Annotated in this window: 16 protein-coding genes and 2 pseudogenes; 12 read left to right on the top strand and 6 right to left on the bottom strand. The window is 70.2% G+C overall.

All coding sequences use genetic code 11. From position 1 onward, the window contains the following. Positions 1-103: 103 nt before the first annotated feature. The 7 genes from C3488_RS07255 to C3488_RS40410 all read left to right on the top strand — a co-directional run bounded on the left by C3488_RS07255 (position 104) and on the right by C3488_RS40410 (position 12,100). A complete protein-coding gene (locus tag C3488_RS07255) occupies positions 104-1,981 on the top strand; it encodes an RICIN domain-containing protein (protein WP_103838481.1) in 1,878 nt (625 codons plus the stop codon). A gap of 1,221 nt (positions 1,982-3,202) precedes the next feature. Then, positions 3,203-6,058, top strand: coding sequence for a glycoside hydrolase family 3 protein (locus C3488_RS07250; RefSeq protein ID WP_103838480.1), 2,856 nt, complete (start codon positions 3,203-3,205; stop codon positions 6,056-6,058). A gap of 132 nt (positions 6,059-6,190) precedes the next feature. Then, positions 6,191-7,174, top strand: a complete 984-nt coding sequence (locus C3488_RS07245) for an acetylxylan esterase (RefSeq protein WP_103838479.1) — start codon at positions 6,191-6,193, stop codon at positions 7,172-7,174. A 196-nt stretch (positions 7,175-7,370) separates the two neighbouring features. Beyond that, positions 7,371-8,804: a GH1 family beta-glucosidase gene (locus tag C3488_RS07240; protein WP_103838478.1), complete on the top strand. Its 1,434-nt coding sequence runs from the start codon at positions 7,371-7,373 to the stop codon at positions 8,802-8,804. Positions 8,805-9,291: 487 nt separating this feature from the next. After that, the gene (locus C3488_RS07235) at positions 9,292-10,284 is read left to right on the top strand and encodes a phosphotransferase family protein (protein ID WP_103838477.1); all 993 of its coding nucleotides are present in this window, start codon (positions 9,292-9,294) and stop codon (positions 10,282-10,284) included. A gap of 765 nt (positions 10,285-11,049) precedes the next feature. Continuing rightward, positions 11,050-11,724, top strand: a complete 675-nt coding sequence (locus C3488_RS07230) for a polysaccharide deacetylase family protein (RefSeq protein ID WP_258053325.1) — start codon at positions 11,050-11,052, stop codon at positions 11,722-11,724. A 232-nt stretch (positions 11,725-11,956) separates the two neighbouring features. Beyond that, complete coding sequence (locus C3488_RS40410; protein WP_181138916.1) at positions 11,957-12,100, top strand: hypothetical protein; 144 nt, start codon at positions 11,957-11,959, stop codon at positions 12,098-12,100. A gap of 90 nt (positions 12,101-12,190) precedes the next feature. On the opposite strand, the gene C3488_RS07220 is transcribed toward C3488_RS40410, so the two are convergent. After that, positions 12,191-14,740, bottom strand: coding sequence for a glycoside hydrolase family 32 protein (locus C3488_RS07220; protein ID WP_103838476.1), 2,550 nt, complete (start codon positions 14,738-14,740; stop codon positions 12,191-12,193). Between the two features lie 298 nt (positions 14,741-15,038). On the opposite strand from C3488_RS07220, the gene C3488_RS07215 reads away from it, so the two are divergent. Both C3488_RS07215 and C3488_RS07210 read left to right on the top strand, forming a co-directional pair. After that, complete coding sequence (locus C3488_RS07215; protein WP_258053324.1) at positions 15,039-16,082, top strand: LacI family DNA-binding transcriptional regulator; 1,044 nt, start codon at positions 15,039-15,041, stop codon at positions 16,080-16,082. A 194-nt stretch (positions 16,083-16,276) separates the two neighbouring features. Further along, positions 16,277-17,284 carry a LacI family DNA-binding transcriptional regulator gene (locus C3488_RS07210; RefSeq protein WP_103838474.1) on the top strand — a complete coding sequence of 336 codons (1,008 nt, stop codon included), beginning with the start codon at positions 16,277-16,279 and terminating at the stop codon, positions 17,282-17,284. 1,048 nt (positions 17,285-18,332) lie between these two features. On the opposite strand, the gene C3488_RS07200 is transcribed toward C3488_RS07210, so the two are convergent. After that, positions 18,333-18,821 (bottom strand): hypothetical protein, encoded by a 489-nt coding sequence (locus tag C3488_RS07200; protein ID WP_103838473.1) that lies wholly within the window; start codon positions 18,819-18,821, stop codon positions 18,333-18,335. Between the two features lie 74 nt (positions 18,822-18,895). Further along, on the bottom strand, positions 18,896-19,894 hold the full coding sequence (locus tag C3488_RS07195) for a hypothetical protein (RefSeq protein ID WP_219822300.1): 999 nt from the start codon (positions 19,892-19,894) through the stop codon (positions 18,896-18,898). 866 nt (positions 19,895-20,760) lie between these two features. Here C3488_RS07195 and C3488_RS07190 point away from each other — a divergent pair. Then, the gene (locus C3488_RS07190; RefSeq protein ID WP_103838472.1) at positions 20,761-22,080 is read left to right on the top strand and encodes a S8 family serine peptidase; all 1,320 of its coding nucleotides are present in this window, start codon (positions 20,761-20,763) and stop codon (positions 22,078-22,080) included. Positions 22,081-22,217: 137 nt separating this feature from the next. Here C3488_RS07190 and C3488_RS41370 read toward each other — a convergent pair. Together C3488_RS41370 and C3488_RS07180 are read right to left on the bottom strand one after the other, a co-directional pair. Next, positions 22,218-22,434 (bottom strand): annotated as a pseudogene (locus C3488_RS41370) (transposase); the annotation flags it as partial. Next, positions 22,431-23,282: a putative RNA methyltransferase gene (locus C3488_RS07180; RefSeq protein WP_181138915.1), complete on the bottom strand. Its 852-nt coding sequence runs from the start codon at positions 23,280-23,282 to the stop codon at positions 22,431-22,433. The gene C3488_RS07180 and the pseudogene C3488_RS41370, both read right to left, overlap by 4 nt. Before the next feature lie 523 nt (positions 23,283-23,805). Between C3488_RS07180 and C3488_RS07175 the strand changes: the two genes are divergently transcribed. Together C3488_RS07175 and C3488_RS07170 are read left to right on the top strand one after the other, a co-directional pair. Beyond that, entirely contained in the window at positions 23,806-24,009 is a 204-nt protein-coding gene (locus C3488_RS07175) for a cold-shock protein (RefSeq protein WP_103838536.1), read from the top strand. Positions 24,010-24,361: 352 nt separating this feature from the next. Further along, positions 24,362-24,958, top strand: a complete 597-nt coding sequence (locus tag C3488_RS07170; protein WP_258053323.1) for a tetratricopeptide repeat protein — start codon at positions 24,362-24,364, stop codon at positions 24,956-24,958. A gap of 120 nt (positions 24,959-25,078) precedes the next feature. On the opposite strand, the pseudogene C3488_RS07165 reads toward C3488_RS07170, so the two are convergent. Beyond that, a pseudogene (locus tag C3488_RS07165) lies at positions 25,079-26,043 on the bottom strand (pyridoxal-phosphate dependent enzyme). Between the last annotated feature and the right edge of the window lie 743 nt (positions 26,044-26,786).

Below are 26,786 nucleotides of genomic sequence, written 5' to 3'. Positions count from 1 at the left end.
GACGGCCCGTCACCCCTCCTCGCTCCTCTGCACACAGGGCACGTGTGGACGGGTCGGAAGACAGTGAGCAAGCACGCCCGGACTGCGATCCTGGAGACCGTCAATGCCCCTCCCCCGCTTTCTCCGACCGGCCGGCCCCACCGGCAGACCCCGAACGGCACGGCGTCCCCGAGGCCGCACGGCCACGGCGCTCGCCGTACTTCTCGCCTCACTCGGCGCCGCCGCCCTGCCCGGCACGGCTGCGCACGCGGTGGACACCAGCGTCACGGTGGACTTCGCCACAGCCGGAGGCGCCCCCGCCTACCGCGCCTCGGGCATGATCTACGGGATGACCCCCGACGGCTCGCTGCCGCAGGACCACTTCTTCAAGGACATCAAGTGGCACTTCATGCGGGCCGGGGGCGCCCAGCTCAACAGTGGCGGCTACGCGACCAGCCTCGCCGACTACCAGACCCGCTGGAACGCCACGCTCGCCCAGTACAAGCGCACCGTGGCCCTCGGCGGCACCTTCGTGCTGCTCCCGCACGACCTGTGGGGCGCGGACGGCACCACCAGCCAGGGCTGGCCCGGCGACAACGGTGACTGGACGCAGTTCGACAACTTCGTCACGCAGCTCATAGGCGACGTCAAGGCCAACAACATGACGGTCGAGTGGGACCTGTGGAACGAGCCCGACGGCAAGGGCTTCTGGGCGCCGTCACAGGCCCAGTACCTGCAGATGTGGTCGCGCTTCTACGCCCGGGTCCGGGCGGCGTTCCCGAACCAGCTGATCGTCGGCCCCAGCATCGCGAGCCAGCCGAACTCCTCCAACACCTGGTGGACGACCTACCTCAACTACGTCAAGGCCAACAACGTCGCCCCCGACATCTACAGCTGGCACGACGAACCCGGTGACCCGGTCACCGATGTCGGCCGCGCCAACTCCACCCTCTCCGCGGCGGGCCTGACCAACACCCGCCCGTACCAGATCAACGAGTACGCGACCTTGTCCATGCAGTCCCCGGGCGGTGGCGCCTGGTTCATCGGCCGCCTGGAGCGGGCCGGCGCAGACGGCCTGCGCGGCAACTGGGCCTCCGGCACGAATCTCCACGACTACGAGGCCCACCTGCTCACCAAGAACAGCTCCGGCCAGTACCTGCCGCTGGGCGAGTGGTTCATGTACCGCTACTACGGTTCCCAGACCGGCAACATCGTCAACTACACCCCCGGCAGCAACACCGACGGCCTGGCCACCAAGGACAACACCGCCAGGAACGCCAAGGTCCTCATCGGCAGCAACGGCAACGCGGGCAACGTCACCGTGAACCTCACCGGACTGAACACCACCTCGGTCGTGGAGAACGGCAAGGTGCGCGCCGTCGTCCAGCGCATCCCCTACGACAACGGCGCCCCGGTCACCGGGCCCACCACCGTCTCCGATACCACCGTGACCGTCAGCAACAACGCCGCCTCGCTGACCGTTCCCTACACCAACGCCAAGGACGGCTACACCATCACCTTGCTCCCGCCGTCCAACACCACCGTCTCCACCGTGGCGGTCAGCGAGAACAGCGGCCAGTGTCTGGACGACACCAATCTCAGCACGGCCAACGGCACCCAGTACCAGCAGTACTACTGCGAGGGCGGTTACCAGCAGATGCTCGACCTCAAGCCGGTCGCCGGCCGGACCAACACCTACACCGTCGTCAACGAACTCAGCGGCAAGTGCCTGGACGTCTCCGGCGCCTCCACCGCCGACGGCGCCGCCGTCATCCAGTACACCTGCAACGGCGCCACCAACCAGATGTTCACCCTCAACCCCGTCACAGCCCTCGGCAACAGCCAGGACTACCAACTCGTCGCCGTCCACAGCGGCAAGTGCGTCGACGTCTCCGACGTCTCCACCCAGCCGCGAGCCCTCATCCACCAGTGGACCTGCGATCCGGTCAGCGCCCTCAGCACCAAGAAGAACCAGATCTGGCGCCTGCAGGGCGTCGGCTGACCGGAGAGGCTTCTCCGCCGGCGGGGTTCGCTCCAGCGAGATCAGCCGCGTGGTCGAAAAATCCTCCGGCGCGATCGCCGACGCCCTGGCCACCCTGGCCGAGCATGGCCTCGCCGAGAAGGTGAATGAGCTACCCCGCGTGCGTAGAGTCCGGCGATCTTGTCCCAAGCGGACTGCGGGGTGGCTTCCTGTTGCCGCCACCAGACGCGTTCGTGCCCGGCGGGCGGCACGTGGCCGAGGACGGAGTGGAGTCGCTCCTCGTTGTACCACGTGCCCCACTGGAAGATCGCCGGGCTCGACGTGCTGGAAGTCCCGCCAGGGGCCTTGGATCTCGATCAGCTCGACCTTGAAGGGCCTTTCAGGGCCGCGGCCATCGGCCGTCGCGTTGTCGTTGCTGTCCACGGCGGAGCCGACCGAGGCGGCGGCACGGATGTCCGTGAGCCGCTCGGCGTTCCGGATGGATACGTATCGCGAGCCGCGATCACGCGATGGATGAGTCCGGAGTCGTTCTTGATCCGTCTCCGTCGCAGGACCCTCTCCGGGCGTCCGGCGGGAGTTCGGTCCGCATGTGGTTCGCCATCCGCCGGCCGACGATCGTCCGGCGGAAGGTCGACCAGGTCCGGCAGCCTGCGTGCCCATGGCTCGGGGACGGTGGTCCGGCGCCGCTGTCGCGGATGACGCCGTCGGTTACGCGAGCCGTGGCCCGGAACCGGTGTGCCGCCGATCCCCGTCAGGCGGCATTTGCCACCTCTTCACTGGATGGCCGGCGCGTGGGGCGACAGCTCTACATGGCGATCAGTGGCCCCGCTGGCCGCGGAGAGCTCTGACAGGGAAAGGTACGTCTCCGCGCACATCGCGCGGTGCAGAGGAGGAGGCACGGTGGGTCACTCGGAGGCGGACGGTAGGTGGCCGGGACGAGGCAGTCGATGCGCTTCGACAGCGTTAACGTTAACGCCGGGAATCGCACGCGACAAGCGGTCTGACACAACTCTCCTCCTTCTCCCTCGGCACCGGTTCCGACCTGCCCGCTCCTCTGAGTTATCCGGTGTCCAGGCAGCTGAGGCGGGTTAAGAGACGACGAAAACGGTCACCGGCCGATTGACAGCCAGTCGGCTCCATGGCACTTTCGAAGCGCTTCGACACAGGCGCCGCCACAGCGCCGCCCCCACACCTTTCCCACCTTGCTCAGACACAAGGGGTTCCCACGTGAACAGCCCGTCCATGCGTGCCTTGCCCGAAGTCGGGTTGCCGTTCCGCGATCCCGCCCTTCCGATGAGCGAGCGCGTCGACGACCTGCTGCACCGGCTCACACTGGACGAGCGGCTCGCCCTGCTGCACCAGTACGTCCCGGCCGTCCCACGCCTGGGCATCGCCTCGTTCCGTACCGGAACAGAGGCGTTGCACGGTGTGGCCGGGATGGGGGCGGCGACCGTCTTTCCCCAGGCCGTGGGGCTGGGCGCCTCATGGGACGAGGATCTGGTGCGCGCTGTCGCCGAGGCGGTCTCAGTCGAACTGCGCGCTCTCCACCGGCACCGGCCGACCACGACCGGGTTCGGCCCCAACGGCCTGCAGATCTGGTCGCCCGTGGTGAACCTGCTGCGCGATCCGCGGTGGGGCCGCAACGAGGAGGGCTACTCCGAGGACCCGCTGCACACCGCACGCGTCGGTACCGCGTACTGCCAGGGCCTGGCCGGCGACCATCCCACCTACCTGCGCGCCGCCCCGGTGCTCAAGCACTTCCTCGCCTACAACAACGAGAACGGCCGCTGCGTCACCTCCTCCGGCCTGCGCCCCCGCGTGCTGCACGAGTACGACCTGGCCGCCTTCCGCCCGATCATCGCCTCCGGCGCGGCCACCGGCGCGATGGCCGCGTACAACCTGGTCAACGGCCGCCCGTGCCATGTCAGTCCGCTCCTCGAGGACGAACTGCGGCGCTGGGCGCGGAAGACCGGCCACGAACTGTTCGTGGTCAGCGACGAGCAGGCGCCCTCCAACCTGGTGGAAATGGAGCACTACTTCGAGGACCACGCCACGTCCCATGCCGCCGCGCTGAAAGCCGGCATCGACAGTTTCACCGACCACCGCGAGGACAGCGCGACCGTGATCGGACGACTGCGCGAGGCGCTGGAGCGCGGACTGATAGAGGAGGAGGACGTGAACCGGGCGGTGCGCCGCCAGTTGCAGGTCCGCTTCCGTCTCGGTGAGTTCGACCCGGACCTCGACCCGTACGCCGGCATCGGCCCTGAGGTGATCGACTGCCCCGAGCACCGTGCCCTCGCCCGACGCGCCGCGACCGAGTCGGTGGTGCTGCTCAAGAACGACGGCCTGCTGCCCCTGGACCCGGCCCGCGTACTGCGGGTCGCGGTCATCGGCCCGCACGCCGACACCCTGTACGAGGACTGGTACAGCGGCACCCTGCCGTACCAGGTCGGCATCGCGACCGGTCTGCGCGCCGCGCTCGCGCAGGCGGGCGGCGAGGTGGTCTGCGTGCAGGGTGCCGACCGGATCGCGCTGCGCTCCCGCACCACCGGCGAGCCGCTGGGCGCAGCCGCCTTCGACATCCAGGAGTGGGGCGACGGCGTCCTCACCCTGTGCGAGGCCGCGACCGGCCGCTACCTCGGCCTTCAGGACGACGCCTCGCTCGTCGCCGAACAGACGCTGCTGAAGAACTGGTTCGTCAACGAGACCTTCCGTCTGGAGCCCGCCCCGGACGGTGAGGGCGACACCTTCCTGCTCCGCAACGTGCGCACCGGCCGCTACGCCGTCCTCGATCCCGCCGACGGCCGGGTGCGCGTCACCGCCGAGGGCCCCGCGACGGCCGAGCGCTGGCAGCGAGAACTGCTGCACGACGGCGCGGCCGAGGCGCGGGCCGCCGCCGAGGAGGCCGACGTGGCGATCGTCGTCCTCGGCAACCACCCGATGATCAACGGTCGCGAGACCGAGGACCGTACCGGAATCGCCCTTCCCGAGACCCAGGAAGCACTGCTGCGCACCGTTGCCGCGGTCCGCCCGGAGACCGCACTCGTCGTCATGAGCAGTTACCCCTACGCCGTCGACTGGGCCGACGCCCACCTGCCGGCCGTGCTGTGGACCTCGCACGGTGGTCAGGAGACCGGCCACGCGCTGGCCGCCGTACTGTTCGGCGAGGCCGACCCGGCCGGGCGACTGCCGCAGACCTGGTACCGCGGCGACGACGAGCTGCCGCACCCGCTCGACTACGACGTCATCAAGGCCGGCTGGACCTACCAGTACCACCGCGCCGCATCCCTCTACCCGTTCGGCCACGGCCTGTCGTACACCGACTTCACCTACCGCGACCTGCGGCTCTCCGCGGACTCCGTGGCCCAGGACGGCTCGGTGGACGTCACGGTGACGCTCGCCAACACCGGCGCGCGTTCCGGAAGCGAGGTCGTCCAGCTCTACGTCCGGCCGCTGCACGCCCGCTACGAGGCGCCCCGGCTGCGGCTGGCCGATTTCCGCAAGGTCCGGCTCGACCCGGGCGAGAGCAGGCAGCTGACCTTCCGGCTCCCCGCCGAACGGCTCGCCCACTGGGACGTGACCACCGGAGCCTTCACCGTCGACCCCGGTGACTACGAGGTGCTGCTCGCGCGCTCCGCCGAGCACATCGTCGGCACCGCGCGGCTCGCCGTGACCGGGCCCGCGCCCAGCCCCCGCGCGGTCGTCGACCGGCGTACCCTGGCCGTCGACTTCGACGACCACGCGGACCTCACCCTCGTCGACGCCACCCGAGCCTCCGGCGACGCGGTCGCCCCCGCCGATCCGGCGCGCCCCGCCACGCTGCTGTTCCGCTCCGTCGACCTGACCGGAGCGGTTCGGTTCGAGGCCGAAGTCGCCCGCGAGGGCGATGCTGCAGGCGAGGCGAGCGTGGAGCTGCGGGTGGGCGAGCGGAAGCCGGCGCGGATCGCGGTGCCGGTCACCGGCGACCAGTACGCCTGGACCACGGTCGCCACGAAGCTGTCCGGCGTCGAGGCCGGCCTGCACGATCTGACCTTGGTCCTTCACGGCCGCATCCGCCTCGCAGCGTTCCGCTTCGACTCCTCCCAGGCGGACGGCTGAGCGTCCGCCTCCCGGACCGGCGGCCGCTCGTCCTCGGGCGGTGACGGCCACCGCCCATGCCCAGGAGTTCTCGTGCTGTTCATGTTCCATCACCCCGCCGCTTCACCGTCTCTCCATCCGGAGGAAGTCCCCATGCCTCTCACCGACCTCGGCCATGACGAACTCGTCGGCTACCGACCGGTGTCGACCGCACCGCACGACTTCGACGCCTTCTGGCAGCACACCCTCGACGACGCCCGATCACAGGGTGGGGCGGTGAAGGCCGAGCGCGTCACCGACCGGTTCCGGCTGCGCACCGTCGAGGTGGACGACCTGCGCTTCCCCGGCTGGAACGGCGAACCGGTGGCCGCCTGGCTGCTCCGCCCGAGCGGAGCCGAAGGCCCGCTGCCCGTCGTCGTCACCTACATCGGCTACAGCGGCGGCCGCGGTGTGCCCACCGACCACCTCTTCTGGTCCGCCGCCGGCTACGCCCAGCTCGTCGTCGACAGCCGCGGCCAGGGCCACGACACCCCGGACCGGACCTTGGGCGACGGCACGCAGTGGGCCGAGGGATTCATGACCCGCGGCATCGACTCGCCCGAGAACTACTACTACCGGCGCCTGATGACCGACTGCGCGCGGGCGGTGGACGCAGTCGCGGAACTGCCCGGCCTGGACGCCCGCCGGATCGTGGTCGCGGGTGGCAGCCAGGGCGGCGGGCTGGCCCTCGCCACCGCCGGCCTCCTGGGGGACAGGGTGGCGGCGGTGATGCCCGACGTGCCGTTCCTGTGCCATTTCCGCCGCGCCGTCCAGATCACCGGCGAGGGCCCCTACCCGGAAATCGCCAAGTACCTGCGCTGGCACAGCCGCCACCGCGTGGAGCCGACCTTCGCCACCCTGGACTACTTCGACGGCGTCCACTTCGCCCAGCGGGCCACCGCACCGGCCCTGTTCAGCGTCGGCCTGATGGACCCGATCTGCCCGGCCAGCACGGTCTACGCCGCCTTCAACCACTACGCGGGTGAGGACCGGACCATGACCGTCTGGCCGTTCGCCGACCACGGCGGCGGTTGCGGCTCCAACCCACCCGTCCAACTGGACTGGCTGGCGGAGCGCGGGCTCGCACCCGAGCAGTGACCCTTGCACCGCGAGCCACCCGCCTCGTTCGGGGAACGACCGTCTCGCCCGATCACGAGCGGCTGCTGACGCGGACGCCGCGAGGGCGGCACACACGCGGCCCTACCGCACACACGAGGCAGCACTCCGCCCGGGCTGCCTCGGCCGCCGTGCGCCGGTGGCATGTCCGCCGGCTGCCCCCGAGCTGGTCCCAGCCATGACCTCGAAGAGACCCATAAGGAATCGCCACGTGAGTTCCCCGCCCTTCCCGGTACTGCCCGCCGGGTTCCGTTTCGGCGCCGCCACCGCGGCCTACCAGATCGAGGGCGCCCACGCCGAGGACGGGCGTGGCCCGTCCATCTGGGACACCTTCAGCCACACCCCCGGGCGTACGCTCGAGGGCGCCACGGGCGACACCGCCTGCGACCACTACCACCGCTACCGCGAGGACGTCGCCCTGCTGCGCGAGCTCGGCGTGGACGGCTACCGCTTCTCGATCGCCTGGCCCCGCCTGCTGCCCCAAGGCACCGGACCGGTCAACCACAAGGGCCTGGACTTCTACGACCGCCTGATCGACGAGCTGCTGGCCGCCGGCGTCTCACCCGCGGTCACCCTCTACCACTGGGACCTGCCACAGGCCCTGGAGGACCGAGGAGGCTGGCGTGCACGAGAAACCGCCGAGGCGTTCGCGCAGTACGCGGCCCTCGCCGCCGAGCGCTACGGCGACCGGGTGGACCGCTGGATCACGCTCAACGAGCCCTTCTGCTCCGCCTTCGTGGGCTACGCCGAGGGGCGGCACGCGCCTGGGGCCGAGGAGGGCCGTGGCGCGCTGGCGGCCGCACACCACCTGCTGGTCGGTCACGGCCTCGCGGTACGGGAGCTGCGTGCCGCAGGCGCACGGGAGGTCGGGATCACGCTCAACCTCGACCGCATTCATGCCGCCTCCGACCGGCCCGAGGACCGCGCCGCCCTGCGTCGTGCCGAGACCCTGCACAACGACATCTGGACGGAACCGCTCTTCGCCGGACGCTACCCGCGGCACGAGGCGGAGACATGGGCCGGACTCGCCGACGGCCCCTGGCGGCTGCAGGGCGACCTGGACCTGATCGGTGCCCCGCTGGACTTCCTGGGCGTCAACTTCTACCGGCCCACCACCGTGGCCGCCGCGCCGCATCGGGTGGCCGACCCCGAGCAGCGCACCGCCGTGGACATCGGCGTGGCCGAGCTCGACCCGTACGGCACCCGGCACACCACCATGGGCTGGCCGGTCGTCCCGTCCGCGTTCACCGAGCTGCTCTGCGACCTCCACGTCCGCTATCCGCAGGCGCCGCCGATCTGGATCACCGAGAACGGGTCGGCGGAGGCCGATACGGTCGCGCCCGACGGCCAGGTCCACGACCCCGACCGTATCGGCTTCCTCGCCGACCACCTCACCGCCGTGGCCGACGCCGTCGCCGCCGGTGTGGACGTGCGCGGCTACTACGCATGGTCGCTGCTGGACAACTTCGAGTGGGCACGCGGCTACGACCAGCGTTTCGGCCTCGTCCACGTCGACTACGGCACCCTGGCCCGCACCCCCAAGGACAGCTACCACTGGTACCGGGGCCTGATCGCCGCTCACCGTGCGCGCACGGCGGAACCTGGCCGATGAAGTTCACGGACGGCCACCGACAGCTCACCGGCCCGTGCCGGGTGCGCGGACACCACGGCTTCCACACCCTGCCGCTGCCCGCCCGCCCCGACTCGGTCATCCCGTGCGACGCCGCGGACCAGCACCCCCTCCCGGCCTGGGCCGACGGTGTCGCGTCGCGGCTCCACGCCTTCGCCGGGGGCGCGGAACGCACGCTCGTGATCCCGCGCGCCGACGGACCGGGTGCGACGGCCCGCTCCCCTGCGCCGCGACGGCGATCTCCTCCCGGGCTCCAGCAACAGTCCCCGGCCCTGGCAGTTCCGGCTCGTCGGAGCGGACGGAACCCTCCGCACGAGCCCCGCCGGCACGCCGGCAGGCGACCTGCCTCGCCGGCACTGAACCGAGCACAGGCGGTTTCCCCTGGGCGACCAGCGGGACGCAGGCGAGCCGCCTCGGTGCCGTGCGCCACCGTAGCCAATGCTCCGACCGCAACCGAAAGTGTGCCGCCGTGCAGAGCCAGACCAAGCGCCACATGTCCCCCGACCAGCTCGACGCTCTGCTGCGCAGCACTGCGGGCATCGGGTGCCGCCTTGAGAGCGAGCTGACCGACGGCTGGTTCAACAGCGCCTACCGCGTCCTGCTCGACGACGGGCGACCAGCCGTCGTCAAGCTCGCCCCTCCGGCCGGCGCGGCGGTCCTCCGGTACGAGCGCGGCATCCTCGCCACGGAGGCCATGGTCTACCGGCGGCTCGCGGCCCTCCCTCGCGGCAGTGTGCCGACGCCGGAACTGCTCTATGCCGGGGAGGATTTCCTCGCCCTTTCCGTCCTGGAGGGGATCCCGTGGGACAAGGTGGCCGATCGCGTCCGCCCCTCCGCCGGGGCGGCGCTTCGCCGCGAGCTGGGTGCGATCACCGCGCGTCTGCACACCCTGGCCCCGCAGGACGGGCGGTTCGGCTATCCAGCCGGTGAATCCGGGCTCTCCGCCCCCGACTGGCGGACGGCGTTCACCGCGATGGTGGACGCGCTCCTCGAGGACACCGACCGCTGGCAGTCCCCGCTGGACGTCCCGCCGGCCGACATTCGGGCGCTGGTGGCCGAGGGCGGGTACGCCCTCGACGAAGTCACCGAGCCCCGGCTCGTCCACTTCGACCTCTGGCCGGGCAACATCTTCGTCGACCTCGGCGCCGACGGGAACGACGCCCGGATCACCGGGCTCATCGACCACGAACGCGCATTCTGGGGCGACCCGGCCGCCGAGCTCGTTTCCCTGGCCTTCGGCGGCGACACCGACCCCGACAGCGACCTTGTCGCCGGCTACATCGCGGCCGGAGGCAGCCTCGACTTCAGTCCCGCCTTCCGGCACCGGCTGGCCCTCTACCACCTCTACCTGGGCCTGCTGCTCGTCATCGAATGCGGGCCGCGCGGCTACGGTTCCGATCACCTCGCGTTCTGCCGCGACGCTCTCGTCGGCGCCATGACACGGCTGAAGAGCCTGGGATAGCCGGGTGATCTCTAGATGAGATGACGCGCCCCCACTACGGCGCCGACTCCGTCCGCGACGGGGCAGGCCGGGCCGCCCAGCGACTCGGTTATTCGCTCCGGTCCTGTATTCACTCCGGTCCTGTTTTCTGCTCGGGCCCTTTCACCTCAGGACACAATGCGACATTCGTCACCCATTGGAATTCTTAAGCACGGCGACGAGTGTCCTTTATCGTGGTCGGACATTAGGTACAAACGTGTGTACTGGTCCTGTCCGATGAGAGCGGGGATCAGCGGCCGGGCGATGAGGCCCGCCGCCACACCGACTCCCCGGAGCGCTCGGAGCGACCGGTAAACCCTGGGCACCGACGCGCAGGGACGCAGATCTCCAGCTGACCTGGCTGCGGACGCCGCCGTGCCATCGACCGGCGGTGCGCCCGCGCTCGGCCCTGCCTGCGCGTCGACGTGACCAGTACCAGCACCGATTCGGGCACCGAGTGGCGCCGACGGAGGTAAATCAGTGGCATCGGCCAGCATCAAGGCGGTGACGGCGGCCGCCATCACGGCGGCGATCGCGGGAGCCGCGCTCACGGCGTGCGGGCCGCACGCAGGCGGGCACACACCCCAGGGCTCACCCAACAGCTCCACTGCCCCGGCGAAGCGATCCTCTCCAGAGCCGCGCACGTCGTCCCAGACGCCGTCGCCCTCGTCCGCTTCCCCGTCCGCGTCGGCATCCGGCCGCGCGGCAGGAGGGAAGCAGCCCGGCCGTGGTGGAGGCTCCCCCGCGGTGCCGTCCGGGCCTGCTCCGCGGTCCGGCTCGGCGCATGCCTTCGGGCAGCTGCCGAGCGCCCCGGCGGGATACGACGTGCTGGTCAGCCATGGTGTCGAGGGCAGCGGCAAATCCGTGGCGCTCACCTTCGACGACGGCCCTGACCCGCGGTGGACGCCGCAGGTGCTGGCGCTCCTCGCCCAGCACCACGCGAAGGCCACCTTCTGCGAGATCGGGCCACTCGCCCGGAGGTACCCGTATCTGACCAAGGCGATCGTCGCGGCCGGGGACCGGCTGTGCGACCACTCGGTCCATCATGACGAGCAGCAGAGCCGCAAGCCGGTCGAGTACAACATCCGCGAGATCGTCGACGCCAAGCGTGAGATAACCGATGCCGCGGGGAACGGCGCGAAGCCGATGTACTACCGGGCACCCGGCGGCGACTGGAGCCCCACGATCCGGGGGATAGCCGGCGCCAATCACCTGCAGCCGCTCGGCTGGAGCGACGACGCCAATGACTGGCGGCGCCCGGGTGTGGACGGCATCCTGCGCAACATCAACCAGGACCTGCGCCCCGGCGCGATCATCCTGATGCACGACGGCGGCGGTGACCGTTCGCAGACGGTGCAGGCGCTCGCCCGTCTCCTCAACCAGCTGGACGCCCAGGGCTACACCTACGGCTTCCCCGCCTGAGCCGCCCGCCTGGAGGCGCTTGCCAACGGACCTGCCTCCAGCTCCTGGGCCCGCACTCCGGCACGTCCAGCGCCGCCCTCCCCCGCGTGGCCGCAACCTTGCGGTCCGGAAACGTCGGCCTGCGGGGCGCGCGGGGGCCTGCAGGCGGCAGGCTCATCACCCGGCCCGCCACCACCGGACACCGCCGCGCCCGGCCCGCCACCTCACCGAAGCGGGCCACGCGCGCCTGGCCGTGCCCCGGGCCGCCGACTACGCCATCGAGCAGCGCATGGTCGGGGCGATCCCGCCCCAGTACCTGGCAGCGCCCCTCACCGATCTCGAGTGCGTGGCGGCAGCCCTCGAGGAACGACCCGCCGACGTCGCCCGGCAGGGCTGATCACAAGCAGCGCTCCGGGACACCGGTCCCCCGCCGACACCCGCGCGCCGGAAGCCCTCCGGGCCACCCGGCGCACGGACCCGAGGCTCGTCAGGGCCAGATGGAGTTCAGCTGCCACGCCTGCAGGTGGTTGAGGGTCGCGGTTCCGCCTTCGGCGAAGGCGTCGACGCCGGTGCTGGAGGGGTCGGGGAAGATCTGGTCGGTGAGGACCACCTGTTCGCCGCGCGTGTTCTGGGCGTAGACCTCGACGGAGGAGGCGTCGATGAGGACGTGCAGGCTCAGCCAGCCGCCGTCGAGCGCGAGGGGAGCGCGCTGAACGCCCGGGAAGGTGGGGTCGAAGTCGGTCGCCCCGGAGGCGGTGCGGTCGATGTAGACCTCGCCGGTGGCGGTGTCGTAGCCGATGCGGGTGCGCTGCCCGCCACCGGTACGGACGTCGAGGCCGAAGCGGTCGGCGGTGCCGGCGGTGAGGTCGGCCTGGAGTTCCTGGCTGCTGCCGTGCACCGCGAGCGGCGTGGTGGTGCTCGCGACGCTTGTGCTGGGCACCAGGGTGCCGGAGCCGCGCAGGGAGGTCAGTTCGCGGACCGGCTGCTGGATCAGCTGGACCTTGCCGTTGACGGTCTGCAGGGAGAGCTGGCGGGGGAAGGAGTCGGCACTGCGCCACGGGCTGGTGGGAACGGCCTGCCCGTAGTTCCAGTTGTTCATCCAGGCGATCATGACGCGCCGGCCGCCGGGTGCGTCGTTCCACGTGTTGGCGGCGTAGAAGTCCGCGCCGTAGTCGAGCCAGTGGGCGCGCTGGGTGGTGGACAGGGCCGGCTTGTCGGCAGCGGTGAACTCGTCGGCGAGGACGTGTCCCCAGCCGCCGGTGTTGGCGTCCACGATCTGGACCTGGACCTTCTTGCCCTTGTAGGCGGTGGTGTTGAAGGAGGCCCAGTCGAGGTTCTCGGAGTCGGCTCCGGTGGCACTCTGGACGACCTTGCCGTCGACCAGCAGATTGACGCCGGTCTCGGTGGATCGGGGCTTCGCCTGGGTGTCGGAGAGGACGACCTGGTCGAGGTTGATGTGGCCCCAGCCGCCGGTGTCGGCGTCCACGACCTTGATCTGGGCCTGCTTGCCCTGCAGGTCGGACAGGTCCCACGACGCCCAGTTCAGGGCCTCGGCGTTGGGGCCGGTGGCGGAGCGCACCACCTTGCCGTCCACGATGAGTTCCACCGCGGTGGCCGCGTCGGAGCTTGCGGGGTGGTAGCCGCCGCCGATGAGGAAGTTCAGGTACTTCTTGTCGATGGTGAAGGTCGGCGAGGTGAGGGTTCCGGTGGAGGCGTCGCCGTTGAGGTAGCTGTTGACGAGCCCGTGGCCCAGGTAGCCGGAGACCTGCTGCTGGTTGGGGAGGGTGCCCTGGGCCGGTCCGGTGCCGAAGGCGTCGCCGGTGGTGGTCCAGTCGCCGATCGGGCTGGAGTAGGTGTTGCCCTCGAAGTCGGCGAGCGTCTCACCCGTGGGTACCGGCTCGTCGCCCAGGATGGAGCCGGGCTGGTACGGGTGGTTGCCGCCGCCGACCTTGAAGTTGATGTAGTCGCTGGTCACCGTGAACGCGGGTGAGGTCAGCGTGCCGGTGGAGGCGTCGCCGCCGTGGAAGCTGTTGGCGAAGTCCTGGCCCTCGAAGCCGGTGACGGCCTGCTGGCCGTCCACCGGCCCGGTCGCCGGCCCGCTGCCGAACGCGCTCCCGGTGGCCGTCCAGTCGCCGAACGAGCCGGACTCGAAGTCCTGCATGACGGTGCCGCTCGGCGGCGTGTAGGTGCCGCTGTCGTCTGAGGTGAACTTCTTGCCGTCGAAGTCGCCGACGAAGTACTGGGCGCCGGAACCGCCAGCGATGGCGCCCGGGTTGAGGTTGACCGCCAGGACCCACTTGGTCTTCTTCGGGTTGCCGTCGACCGGCAGCGGGAAGAGGTCCGGGCATTCCCAGACTCCGCCGGTGGCGCCGGCCGGGCCGAAGTCGCTCTGGTGGGCCCAGTGCTTGAGGTCGGCCGAGCTGTAGAAGGAGATCTTGTGCTGGTCGGCGAGGGCGACCGCCATCAGCCAGCGCCGCGTGGGGGCGTACCAGAAGACCTTGGGGTCGCGGAAGTTCGTCGAGTTCAGGTCCAGGACCGGGTTGCCGGAGTACTTGGTCCAGGTGGTGCCGCCGTCGGTGCTGTACGCCAGGGACTGCCTCTGGACGCCGGTGGACTTCACCAGGCTGGTGTAGACGGCGACCAGCGGCGGGTTGTCCTTGGTCCCGAAGCCGGTGGTGTTGTTCCTGTCCAGCACCACGCTGCCGGAGAAGATCATCTCCTGGTCGTCCTGGGGGATGGCCAGCGGGAGCTGCTTCCAGTGGACGAGGTCGGTGCTGACGGCGTGGCCCCAGGACATGTTGCCCCAGGTGTTGCCGGACGGGTTGTACTGGAAGAACAGGTGGTACTGGCCCTTGTAGTAGATGAGGCCGTTGGGGTCGTTCATCCAGTTCTGGGCCGGGGTGAAATGGAACTGGGGGCGGTACTGCTCGTGGTAGAGCGTGTCGGCCATGGCAGGAGAGGCGGCGACCAGTCCGAGCCCGGACAGGACGGCCAGCGCGGCCAGGAGTCTGCGGCGCGGACGAATGGTTCTGGACATGGCGCTCCTTGCAGGCGTGCGGGCTTCGGCTCAGCCGCAGGGGGCTGACGCATGACGAGTGGCGCTTGACGCGTGTCGGATGCGGGTACGGGGCGGCGGCTCGTCCGTGGCCTCGTCCAAGGCCACGGGCGAGCCCGGCTGTGGGGGCAGCACGGCACCGGCAGCTCCAGACGGCGGCTGGAAACGTTTCGCCGAACGTACGGGCAACATGTCGCCGAAGTCCAGACCCTGTGCAGGAAAACCCCTGAGTGGAAGGATCGAGACGGCTGCACGGTGCCATTGACCCTGGGAGAGAACGTTGTCCAGCCAGCAGAACGACACAGGTCGGCGACCGGCGACCATGCGCGACGTCGCGACCATGGCCGGGGTCGGGGTCGCCACCGTCTCACGGGTCGTCAACGGCAAGCCCGTCACGCCAGACCTGGCGGAACGGGTGACGCGCGCCGCCGAACTGCTCGGCTACCGCCACGATCTGACAGCCAGCAGCCTGCGCCGGGCCGACCGCCGCACCCACACCCTCGGCCTGGTCCTGGAAGACGCGGCCAACCCCTTCTCCGCCGCGCTGCACCGAGCGGTGGAGGACGCCGCCGCCGACCGCGGCGTACTGGTCCTGGCCGCATCCACCGACGAGGATCCGGTCCGGGAACGGGGTCTGCTGAAAACGTTCACCGCCCGCCGGGTCGACGGCCTCATCGTGGTGCCCACCGGCCAGAACGACATCGACCTCGACGCGGCCCGCCGCGCCGGCACACCCGTCGTCTGCGTGGACCGCCCCGGCACGGCGCCGCAGGTGGACACCGTGACGGTGGACAACCGGGCGGGCGTGCGGGCGGCGGTGGAAAGGCTGCACCAGGCAGGTCACCGGCGCATCGCCTTCCTCGGGGACCTCCGCGCGATCTGGACCGCAGAAGAGCGCTACGCAGGCTTCGTGGAGGGGCTCGCCGAAGCCGGATGCGTCCTGCACCCCTCCCTCGTGCGGCGCGACCTGCACGGCGCGGAAGCCGCCCAGCGGGCCACCCGCGAACTCCTTGCCCTCGCCCACGCGCCCACCGCACTCGTCTCAGGCCAGAACCTCCTGACCATCGGAGCCCGCCGGACCCTGCAGGAGCTTCGGCTGCAGCGCCGCGTGGCGCTGATCGGCTTCGACGACCTGCCCCTCGCCGACCTGCTCGAACCCGGCATCTCGGTGATCGCCCAGGACCACGCCGCCATCGGCAGGGAGGCGGCGAGCCTGCTCTTCGACCGACTCGACGGTGAAGCCGGACCCGCCCGTCACCACGTACTGCCCACCCACTACCTCGCCCGCGGCTCCGGCGAACTCCCCGCTCCCGAGGACGGCTGACGTCCTTCTCCCGGTGGAAGAGTTGCTCCCGGTGTGTTGACGAGGCGAGCCTCACGGTGCCTTCACCGCCCGGAGGCGGTACCGAAACCGGTTCCGTAACCGCTCCCGGTACCGGTTCCACCACGATCTCTGTACGATCGGCCCTCGGTGCGGGAGGGCGTCTTCCGCCTCTGTGTGGAGTGGGAGGAGGTGGCATGGGAGTCACCATCGCCGACGTGGCCGCTAGGGCCGGCGTCAGCAAGACCACGGTCTCGCGAGTGCTGAACGGCAGAGGCGAGATCAACGAGAAGACCGCCCTGAAGGTCCGCGAGGCGATCTCGGAACTCGGCTACGTACCGAGCGCCGGGGCGGTCGGGCTCGCACGCGGCACCACACAGATGATCGGCATGCTGGTCCCCGATGTGGCCCGGGCCTGGTCCGGCATCGTGCAGGCGGTCGTCGAGACGCTGGAGACCGAGGGCTTCGGACTGCGCATGCTGACCTGGAACCGCGACGAGGAGTCACTGCGCAGGCTCGGTCTGCAGGTCGCCGCCAAGTCCTTCGACGGCCTGCTGGCGGCAGAGCCCGAGGGCGCCCTGGAATACATCACGGAACTGCACGAAGCGGGGCTGCCGGTCGTGCTGATCGACGACCGCTTCCAGCGCCCCGGACTCCCCTACGTGGCCACCACCGACCGGGAGGGGGGCGAACAGGCCGCACGGCACCTGCTGGACATCGGGCGTCGTCGTCCTCTGGTGGTGACCGGTCCCGAGGCGTTCGGCTGCACCCGTGAACGGCTGGGCGGTTTCGTCGACGTCTACGCGGAAGCCGGGATCGAGATCGGCCGACGCAGCATCATCTGCGGCGACTTCGAGTTCGACCGCTGCCGGAGCGCGGTAGCGCGTGTTCTCGCGGACGGCCTGGAGTTCGACTCGGTCTTCGCGCACAACGACCCCTCGGCGGCCGGTGTGCTCGCCGCCCTGCACGAGGCTGGTCTCTGGGTTCCGCAGGATGTCGCCGTGGTGGGCTTCGACGACGTCGAGATGGCGTCGTACACGTATCCTGCACTGACCACCATCCGGCAGCCGATGCGGGAGATGGGTGCGGCGGCGGCGCGTCTGCTGCTGGACCACGTGCGCGGATCGCCCAACGCGGCCCCCTCGTGCATCATTCCCACCAGCCTCGTGATCCGGGGCTCGACGGTGCAGCGGAACCCGAACTGACGCGACGTCATCCAGGTGCGCAGAGCATCAGCGTCCCACCCGGACCGTCCGTCTCCGCCGCCCTTCCCAGTCTTGGATGTCGGCAGCAGTAGTGGCGGCTCCGCGCGAAGCGCGAACATATGCGCATCCACGGACGGAAATGAGTGCATCAAGGTTGCTTCCTCGCAGCTCGAGCCGACGGCTCCGCGTCGATGGAGGCCACTTCCTGACGCGCCATGGCCGCGCCCCGTCGGCGCCGCGCCCGGGCAGGGTCAGCCGCGCACGGCTGAGCGGTCCACGACATGATGAGGGAGTGCCCTCACCGGGAAAGCCCACTCTCCCTGACGGACCGCCAGCGCCCGCGTGTCTGCCGTGGCTGAACGCCGGCAGGACGCCGCAGCAACCAAGAAGGACGGAGTCATCCTCGTCGGCGTGGCTGCCGACACCCTTGCAGCCGGCCCGCTCAGGAAGACGGTGAGTGACCTCGGCTCGAACCGGGCGGCACCACCTCGCCGCGGCCCTCGTCGTCCGGCTCCGCACTCGCCGGGCCGAGCGCCCTCTCGTTCGACTTCCGCTGCGGTGGCCTTGCCCCGGCCACCGAGTCAGCGGCACGCGCCAGCTCAGCCCTCAGCTGCTCGAATGCCGGTGCTCCTGACAGATCCCGCAACCTGCGACTTCTACTCATACAGCACCAACGCGCGACCGCAGCGAACGTCACCGCCGTACCGCCGAACGGAGTCGGCCCTGAACTCGACCACTTCACAGCCATCGACCAGTGGCCATGGTCAGCAGCCGTCCCAGCATCAGCAGGGCGCATCCGGCTGGTTCTTCCGGACTGTCGTCGAGACGGAGGCGGGTCACCGTTCACCCGAGCCGTCGGGCGCGACCACTCGGAAGCGTTCCTTCGCCGCCACACCGCGGTCACGTGCGGGATCCGGGAAGGCGAGTTCGAGGGTCGGAAGATCATCGTGTCCCATTGAGCCAGGGCATAGGCCCAGCCGCGTTGATCACCGGGCGCAGATGCCTGGGGACGTTCCGTAGCCCGGCGACCGTCACGGCGCTCGTCGCTTCAGCTGACGACCAGCGTCGCCCGCCATGATGTCCCGTCGGGGCACGTGCTGGTCAGTGTGGAGACGCCGGGCGACCGCGCGACGAACAAGCCGGGTGTGACACCCAGCGGCGCAGTCATCACCCCGGTGCCGACAGGCGCGAGAACCTGAGGGCTCGAGCTGCCGATGGCGCGCCAACGCGTGCCCTGCGCGGCGCCCTTGGGAGCGGCGAGGAACACGTCCACCCGCTGGCCGACCCGCAGACAGAAGGCCCCGGCGTCCGCCTGAGTGAGGGACCCGGCGGAACGCGGCAGAGTCGCGGGGGGCAGCCGGTGGCACCGGACCGCCACGGCCGTCGGCGAGGAGGAGGCCGACCGCGCGGAGATCGGGGCTGAGGTGGCGGCGGCGGAGGAACATCCGGTGAGGAGCGCCGTCGCCACCAGAACGGCGCTGAGCCCTGCGGCGAAGTCCCGCGATGACGGTGGCAGTGTGCGGCGGGCCGTAGCCATGTGCTTCCTCTCGAACGGGCCGACGAGGGCCTTGGGGCCGTCCGGCTGGGCCGGACGACCCCAAGGCGGCAAGGTCAGTGCTGGTTGGTGGGGCTGGTGTAGGAGACGACGCAGCCGCCGCTGCCGTTGTTGAAGTTGTTGCTCCACAGCGACTGGACGGCGTAGTTGGAGCCGTTCAGGCCGACGATCGTCGAAGCGCCCTGACCGCTGGAGATCCAGGCGCACTTGTCACCGGTCTCGTAGCCGGTCGAGTCGAGCCATCCCGTGCTCGCGGTCGGGTCGGTGAGCGTCTCGGCGTACTCGTGCCCGCCCACGATCGTCACGCCCTCGGTGGTCCCGTTCACTCCCGTGCTGCCGGTGCTCACGAAGTTGGCGCCGCAGGCACTGCCGGCGTCGCTGATGTACGGGAAGTTGGTGTACGGCAGCGGTGCGCCGCTGCCGGTCGTCGTCTGGTCGTGCCAGGCGCAGTACTGGGTCTTGAAGCCGGTGGGGACGACACCGTGCGGCGCGTCCACGATGATCTGCACGTTGTCACCGGAGACGCCGAAGTGCGCCGCCGCCTTCACCGCTTCCGACGCTATCTGTGCATTGGACGGCTTGGTGGGTGCGGAGACGGAACTGTCCAGCCAGGTGCCGCCCACCGGGTTCGACGCCGGGTGTCCGACGGGGGTTCCGGCGCCGTTGCACTGCGTGGTGCCGACGGCGACGCCCTGGCAGTACTGCGTCTGCGAGGCCGACCAGGTGTCACCGCTGCCGTAGGTGTGCTGGAAGAACGACAGTTGCAGAGCCGCCTCACCGGAGGGGTCGTTGGTGACGGTCGACCCGGTGCCCCACTGGGAGCCCCAGTAGACGACGTAGACCTTGGGGCTGGTGACTACTGCGCCTCCGCCGTACGACAGGAGGTTGGTGGAGGCCGCCGTGGCGGTACGCGCGTCGCGCGCTGCCATCTGCTTGGCGTGACCGGATGTCTCGGGTGTCTGGGCGCCGGCGGGCGAGGAGCCGAGGAGTGCGGCGGCGGTGAGCACCGCGGCGGTGACAGCGACGCGGCCAAGGGTCGATCTGCGCAGCATCATGGGTCCTTCGATGTGAGGTGGTCAATCGAGTGGCGGGCGCGGCCCGCCGGCCGGAACGATGCCTCTGTGTATGACGGCAGCGTTTCAGAATTGCGGAAAGGCCTGACCGGCGGGAATCGGGGGTTGTGGTGCAACCTGCCGAGAGGAAAGTAGCCAGCTTGTTGGATCACGGTCAAGAGTGATCCTCAAAGCTTCAACAGCCCTTCTCCGGCAGGTGTCTTCAGGTGAGTCAGACGCTGGACGTCGATGCAAATGGCCCGTAAAAGGCTCGTCGCGAAACGGAATCCCTGGAGAGGGTTTTCCCTATGTCGTCGCCCCTGTTTTTTGCGCGAACCGCTCCGGAACGGGGGCGGGCTTCCCTACGGACGGCCTCACAAGCCTCCCCCGGGTCAAATGCGCGGAACAACCCGGTAAAGAGCGGCCGACGCGCTGCCGGGCGTCCGTCCGTAGGAAGCAGGACGCACCGCGGGCACCGGGTCCGGGATCCAGACGCCGTCCTGCGCGCGGGAGTTCACGTTCCGTCCAGCAGCACATTTCTTTGATCTCTGTTGACAGACCAGGCCTTTCAGGGAGCAATCCCGAGGGATAGCCTCGCCGCATCCGCATCCCCCTTTTGCCACCCCCCTACACCCTGAGGGGGCGGACGGCAGGTCCCCTTTCGAACTCAAGAGAGGACTCGGATGACACGCACCATCAGACGGTGGTTTCTCGCGGGGGTGAGCACCCTCAGCTTCGCAGCGGCGGGCGCCGTTCCCGCGACAGGCGCGGCCCACCAGGCCGCCTATCCTCAAGTACGTCCGACCGTGGCCGACTTCACGCAGTTGACAACCGGTCAGACTCCGCCCACCCAGTCCCAATGCGCGTCGGTGGGACGCCGCTGCTTCACTCCACAGGCCATCCGGGCGGCATACAACGTGGGCCCGCTGCACTCGGCCGGCGAGGACGGCCGCGGCCAGACGATCGCAATCGTCGACTCCTACGGCAGCGACACCATGGCCCACGACCTGCACGTCTTCGACCAGGCATTCGGCATCGCACCGATGTGCGGCGAAGAGGGCGTGAGCTGTGCGCCCGGGATGCCGACCTTCGGCGAGCTTCATCTGCAGGGCTCCCCTGCCACCAAGGCGCCGCCGTCCACGAGCAACAGCCCCGGTCAGGAGGACAAGAGCGCGTGGGCGCTGGAGGTGGCACTCGACGTCGAGACCGCCCACGCCATGGCACCCGGCGCCAATATCCTGCTGGTCACCACGCCGACCGCCGAGACGCTCGGGGTGCAGGGCTTCCCCCAGATGATGGCCGCCGAGCAGTACGTCGTCGAGCACCACCTCGCGACCGTCATATCCCAGTCGTTCGCCTCCGCGGAGGGCGCCTTCGGCAGCTCCCAGTCGTTGCAGAACCTGCGCTACGCGTTCAAGTCCGCGGCACAGAACGGCGTCACCGTACTCGGCTCGTCGGGTGACGACGGAAGCGCCGGCTCGGCCAAGACGCCGGTGGGCCAGGGCGGGTCGACGCTTCCCGGTCCCGCCGTCGAGTGGCCCGCGTCCGACCCGCTGGTCACCGGAGTCGGCGGCACGGACCTGTGCACCGACCCGGGTGCGGCCAACGGCAGGGTCGCCGACAGCGTCTCCCCGCCAGGGGCCTGCCAGAACGCCCCCGGCCAGTCGGAGATCGGCTGGATCGGTTCCGGCGGCGGCTTCAGCAGCGTCTTCGCCAAGCCGGACTACCAGTCAGGCGTGCTGCCGGCCGGCAGCACGGCCATCGGCTCCATGCGCGGCGTTCCGGACGTCTCCCTGCAGGCGAGCCCGTCGACGGGAGCACTGGTGTACCTGTCTCTCCCGCCCGACGGCCAGAGCGGGCTGAAGTGCGGCAGCACGCCGTGCAGCACGGGCTGGTACGACATCGGCGGCACGTCGCTCGCGTGTCCGCAGTGGGCGGGCCTCGTCGCCATCGCCGACCAGATCAACCACGGCGGACTCGGACTGATCAACCCGGCTCTGTACAAGCTCGCGTCGGCCCCGGCCACGTACGCGGCGGACTTCAACGACGTGACGGTGGGCAGCAACGCCGCCGAGGCGTCGGTCCCGGGCTACTCGGCCACCACAGGATGGGACCCCGTCACCGGACTGGGCACGCCGAACGCGGCCAAGCTCCTGCCCGACCTCGTCAGCGCCGTGCACGGCGGCTGACCCTCAGGGGGATCCACCGGGTATCCCGCCCCGGCCGGGGCGGGATACCCGGCAGTCCTCACCATGCCTGCCGCACTTTCACGCTCCTTGGCCGACACCGACATGCCGCGCCCCCGAGTGACGAGGAGTACGTCCTGCCTGCGATGGCGTTGCACACCTCCTGCCAGGGACCGAACGCCTCGCGGGGCAGATCCCTCCACGGTTCCCGGTGCGGTATCGGGTGGATGTTTTCCTCGATGGTGCGGCGGTGGTCGGCGAACGGGGGCCCTGCCTTGCCGGCGTCGCGGAGAAGACAGGGCACCAGGCGTACCAACCGCTCGTCGGTCGGAGGCGCATGTACCGGCTCATGGTCACCGAGGCCGGTAGGTGGTTGCCAGCACGGAGACGGTGACCCGGTCGGACAGGGGGCCGTCATCGTTCAGGTGTGCAGGGCTCACATGGCGTGCGCTCGGCGTCATTCCCACCAGGTCCAGGGACTCCAGCCCGACCAGGGCCATGGGGTACTCCACCTGTTCGGTGACGACGGCCTCGAAGTAGGGGGCCAGCGCTCGGTGCAGGCGCTGTTCCTTGGCCGGATCGACGGTGACCATCCCAGGCACCCCGCCGCACAGCTCGTCCAGGTGCCGCCCGGTGGGCCGGACCACGATCAGCCGGCCAGCGGGGCGGAGTACTCGGCGGAACTCCGCTGGATTGCGCGGGGCGAACACGTCCAGCACCACGTCGGCCACCTCGTCGGCCAGCGGGAAGCGACGGAAGACATCCCAGGTCGCGGCAGCGGCTCGATCGTGGGCTCGGGCTGCCGAGCGCAGCGCGCGCACCGACGTGTCTAGGCCCAGACCGCGGGCGCCGGGCAGCTCATCGAGAACACCGGCCAGGTAGTAGCCCGTGCCGCACCCGACGTCCACGACCGTGCCCCGCTCAGGAGCTGAGTCGGCCGCCAGCCGGGCCACGGCCTGACGGATGGGCGCGAACCTGCCAGTGGCCAGGAAGCGTTCCCGAGACCGGACCATGGCCGCGTCGTCGCCGCTGGTGGCGCGGGTGCCCGTCAGGAGGCCGGCATAACCGTGGCGGGCGATGTCGAAGGTATGGCCCGCCGCGCAGCGCAGTGCGCCGCGGTCGGGGCGCAGGCGGCGCGTGCGGCACGTCGGGCAGCGCAGCAGATCGAGGAACAGTCCGAGGGCAGGGGGAAGCAACACGGGCACGAGGCACTCCTGGCAAGGCTGAAGGGAAGAGACCGTGCCTGCACGCGCAGAAGAAGGTCACTGCCTCAGCAAGGAACGGACCGTGCCGGGAAGGTGGTTCGCGCAGCGGGCACGCCTAGGAGGGCGACGCCGTCCGACATCGCCCTCAACGTCTCCCGATCACAGGAAGCAGCAGTGCGGGGTGCTCATGAATGCCACGCCGTGAGTCTACGAGCCTCGACGAACCCCGTCATGACCGCCGAAGTTGACAGACACGGCCGAGGCAGCGCACCCGCCGTACTGAGCTGCCCGCTGCCCATGCAGGACGGCGCCGTAGCCCCTGCGTTGCGGAACCGCATGCGCGTCGAGTCTGCCCCGCGATGACGGCCGGACCCCGCTGGCGCCGATTCCGGGTACCGCGATACAGGGGGGCTCCCCGGGCGTTTCTCCTTTCCAGCACCGGGGGTGGTCCACGATGATCCAAGCTATGGGCCGGGTGGCACGGTGCTGCGCCGCCCGATGACTGATGATGAGGGAGACCGACATGGCCACCGGCACAGTGAAGTGGTTCAACGCGGAAAAGGGCTTCGGCTTCATCGAGCAGGACGGCGGCGGCCCTGACGTGTTCGTCCACTACTCGGCCATCGCCGGTGGCGGCTACCGGGAACTGCATGAGGGTCAGAAAGTCCGCTTCGACGTCACTCAGGGGCAGAAGGGGCCGCAGGCCGAGAATGTCACGCCGGCCTGAGCGATGACACCAGGCTTACACCGAGCGTGTGTGAGCGGTACGCGCTCCGAGCCGGTCCCGCCGGGGCTGTGGCCCGGCCGAGCTGCCGGCGGCCGCACGCACCACCCACCGCGGTGTCCCCGGCACGGCACGTTCGGCGCGCCTGAGGTCCGTTGCGAAAGCCCCGGACGCCCGCGCGCCGGCACGCCCGGCTCGCGGGCGACCGCGGCTTTCGAGAGCCGCCGTTGCGAAGTCCCGCCTTTCGCCGGGAGTGCGGAGATACCCTCGGCGCTGGCATCGTCCAACGGGGAGGGGCAGGGGTATGCAAGAGCACGACTGGATCGAACGTGCGGGAGAGCTGTTCGAGGCCGCGATGTTCGGCGGGGACACATCCGCGCTGGACCGGTCCGATGACGTGCTGGATGCGGTCGAGGCGCCGCTTTCCATGGCGCGGGGCAAAGTACTGCACGTCCGCTTCCTGAACGACCGCGAAGAGAACACCCGGGAACTGGTGCTGTTCGAGCGCGCGGCCGAGTTGTACGAGCGTCTGGGGGACACGTCGGGTCAGGCGGACGCGTTGTTCTGGGTCGGCTGCTGGCACCAGGTGGTCAAGGGCGACGGCGCCGCGGGCAGGCCGTACTTCGAGCGGTCGTACGCACTGGCGAAATCCGTCGGCGACCGAATGACGATGTCCTATGCGATTCGGCATCTCGGCTTCGCCGACAAGGACGCAGGCCGCTTCGACCAGGCCCGCGAGCGGTTGACCGAATCGGTGACTCTGCGCCGGGAGATCGGCTTCAGGCCCGGGGAAGCGGCCGGCCTGGTGGCGCTCGCCTACCTCGCGGCCGAAACCGGTGACCCGTCGGCGGCGTCCCACCACCTCGACGAGGCCCAGTCGGTCGCCGAGAGCTGCGGCGCCAAGGCCGTGTCGGGGTGGATCGAGCAAGCCCGCACGTTCATCCGCTCCTAGGATCTGATGGGAAGGTGCTGGTCACAACCACTCCTGGGCCCGTCGGTCGACGGGCATCACCTCACCCGCGGCCTTGCCTCTGCCGGGCGACTGGCCGTCCTCCGGCGGCACAGCCGCACGTCACCCGGCGAGAACCTCCGTGAAGCGCGCGACGCTGATGTTGCCGCCGGAGACGATGACGCCGATCCGACGGGGAAGCCGGTCGATCCGGTGGGCCAGGAGTGCGGCCAGGCCGCTGGCTCCGCTGGGTTCGATGACGATCTTCATGCGTTCGAAGGCGAACCGCATCGCGTCACGGATCTGGTCGTCGCTGACGAGGGTGACCTCGTCCACGAGTCGCTGGTTGATGGAGAAGGTCAGCTCGCCCGGAATGTCCGCCGCCTGGCCGTCGGCGATCGTTCGGGGTACGGGGATAGACGCGCCGTCCGGCTTCCAGGGAACGCTTCGTGTCGTCGCCCGCCTCCGGCTCGACGCCGATCACTCGGGTGCCGGGCCGAAGCCCCTTGACGGCCGTGGCGGTGCCGGCGATCAGTCCGCCGCCACCGACCGGGACGAGGACGGCGTCCAGATCTCCGGCGTCCTCCGGCAGTTCCAGCGCGGCAGTGCCTTGTCCGGCGATGACATGCGGGTGCTCGTACGGAGGGATGAGGGACAGGCCGCGGTCGGCGGCCAGTGCCTCACCGATGGCCACCCGGTCTCCGGTGTAGCGGTCGTAGGTGACGACTTCGGCGCCGTAGCCGAGGGTCGCCTGCACCTTGGAGCTCGGTGTGTCCTCCGGCATGAGGATCACGGCCGTGGTGCCGAGTTCCCGGGCCGCCAGAGCGACGGCCTGTGCGTGGTTACCAGAGGTACGCGGCGATTCCCTTCGACACCTGCTCCGTGGACAGCCGGGACGCCGCGTTGTACGCGCCGCGGAACTTGAAGGCACCGATGAGCTGGAAGTTCTCGCACTTGACGAAGACCTCCGCACCGACCATGTCGTCAAGCGTCCGTGAGCGGAGCACCGGAGTGCGATGGGCCACGCCTTTGATCTGCGCGGCGGCGTCCTGGATGTCTCTGACGCTGACAGCCTCGGTGCCCGGCATGCAGGTGCTCCGTTCCGGTAGCCCCGCCCGCGTCGTCAGCCGGTCGCCCCGGGCCGACCGATTCGGCGGCGAGACGCGCGACGGGAAGCCCGGAGAGACACGCTCGACCAGCAGCCGCCTGCCGAACACGGTCCGCAGGGCAGTACGGTAGGGAACGAAGACCTCCGTGTGGTGCGTTCCTGGACAGCTCCGCCACATCGGAGGTCTTCGCCGTGATCGAGCCCGGTCGGCGTCATCAACGCTCCTGATCGATACGGCTAGGGAGTGGGGGCGCGCACGGCCGTGAGGAAACCGGTACCGGACGGGTTGTCCACGAGCCGGCCGTAGTGGGCTGCGACGGCGTCGAGCGGGTGGAACTCGGTGCGCCAACCGTGGTCGTCCAGCCAGTCGGCGGTCCCGGAGCCCAGGCCCCCCTGCCACAGCGAGGTGATGTGCGCGATGGACGGGTCGTCGAGAACCGTCCTTCCGCTGCGTCCTCACTCGAGGGCGAGTCGGCCGGCGGGGGCGGACAGTTGGCCGACCGTCCCGCGCGGCACCTGCGCCCGGCGCCACACGGCCAGGCGTCCCACCCCTCCCCGTCGCCTCCTGCTCACGTCCCGCCCGCGGCACCTCCACCTTGAACAGGGGGTTGCTGCCGTCGAGGTTGAGTGCGTGACCGGGCCGGAAGAACCGCTTGGCCGCGAAGTGGCCGCGCTCCGCCGCCATCCGGAACCACGGCTCTGACGCCTGGAGACCGTCGCGGT

This window comes from Streptomyces sp. Ru72 (genome assembly GCF_002920635.1).
In the GTDB taxonomy this organism is placed as follows: domain Bacteria; phylum Actinomycetota; class Actinomycetes; order Streptomycetales; family Streptomycetaceae; genus Streptomyces.
The sequence above is the reverse complement of the archived record's forward strand: the minus strand, read 5'-3'. Positions and strand labels throughout refer to the sequence as shown.

Bases quoted from the DNA above. Each gene is read 5' to 3' on its own strand.
- C3488_RS07255 (WP_103838481.1), top strand. From the start codon at position 104: ATGCCCCTCCCCCGCTTTCTCCGACCGGCCGGCCCCACCGGCAGACCC.
- C3488_RS07250 (WP_103838480.1), top strand. From the start codon at position 3,203: ATGCGTGCCTTGCCCGAAGTCGGGTTGCCGTTCCGCGATCCCGCCCTT.
- C3488_RS07245 (WP_103838479.1), top strand. From the start codon at position 6,191: ATGCCTCTCACCGACCTCGGCCATGACGAACTCGTCGGCTACCGACCG.
- C3488_RS07240 (WP_103838478.1), top strand. From the start codon at position 7,371: ATGACCTCGAAGAGACCCATAAGGAATCGCCACGTGAGTTCCCCGCCC.
- C3488_RS07220 (WP_103838476.1), bottom strand. From the start codon at position 14,740: ATGTCCAGAACCATTCGTCCGCGCCGCAGACTCCTGGCCGCGCTGGCC.
- C3488_RS07210 (WP_103838474.1), top strand. From the start codon at position 16,277: ATGGGAGTCACCATCGCCGACGTGGCCGCTAGGGCCGGCGTCAGCAAG.
- C3488_RS07200 (WP_103838473.1), bottom strand. From the start codon at position 18,821: ATGGCTACGGCCCGCCGCACACTGCCACCGTCATCGCGGGACTTCGCC.
- C3488_RS07195 (WP_219822300.1), bottom strand. From the start codon at position 19,894: ATGATGCTGCGCAGATCGACCCTTGGCCGCGTCGCTGTCACCGCCGCG.
- C3488_RS07175 (WP_103838536.1), top strand. From the start codon at position 23,806: ATGGCCACCGGCACAGTGAAGTGGTTCAACGCGGAAAAGGGCTTCGGC.
- C3488_RS07170 (WP_258053323.1), top strand. From the start codon at position 24,362: ATGTTCGGCGGGGACACATCCGCGCTGGACCGGTCCGATGACGTGCTG.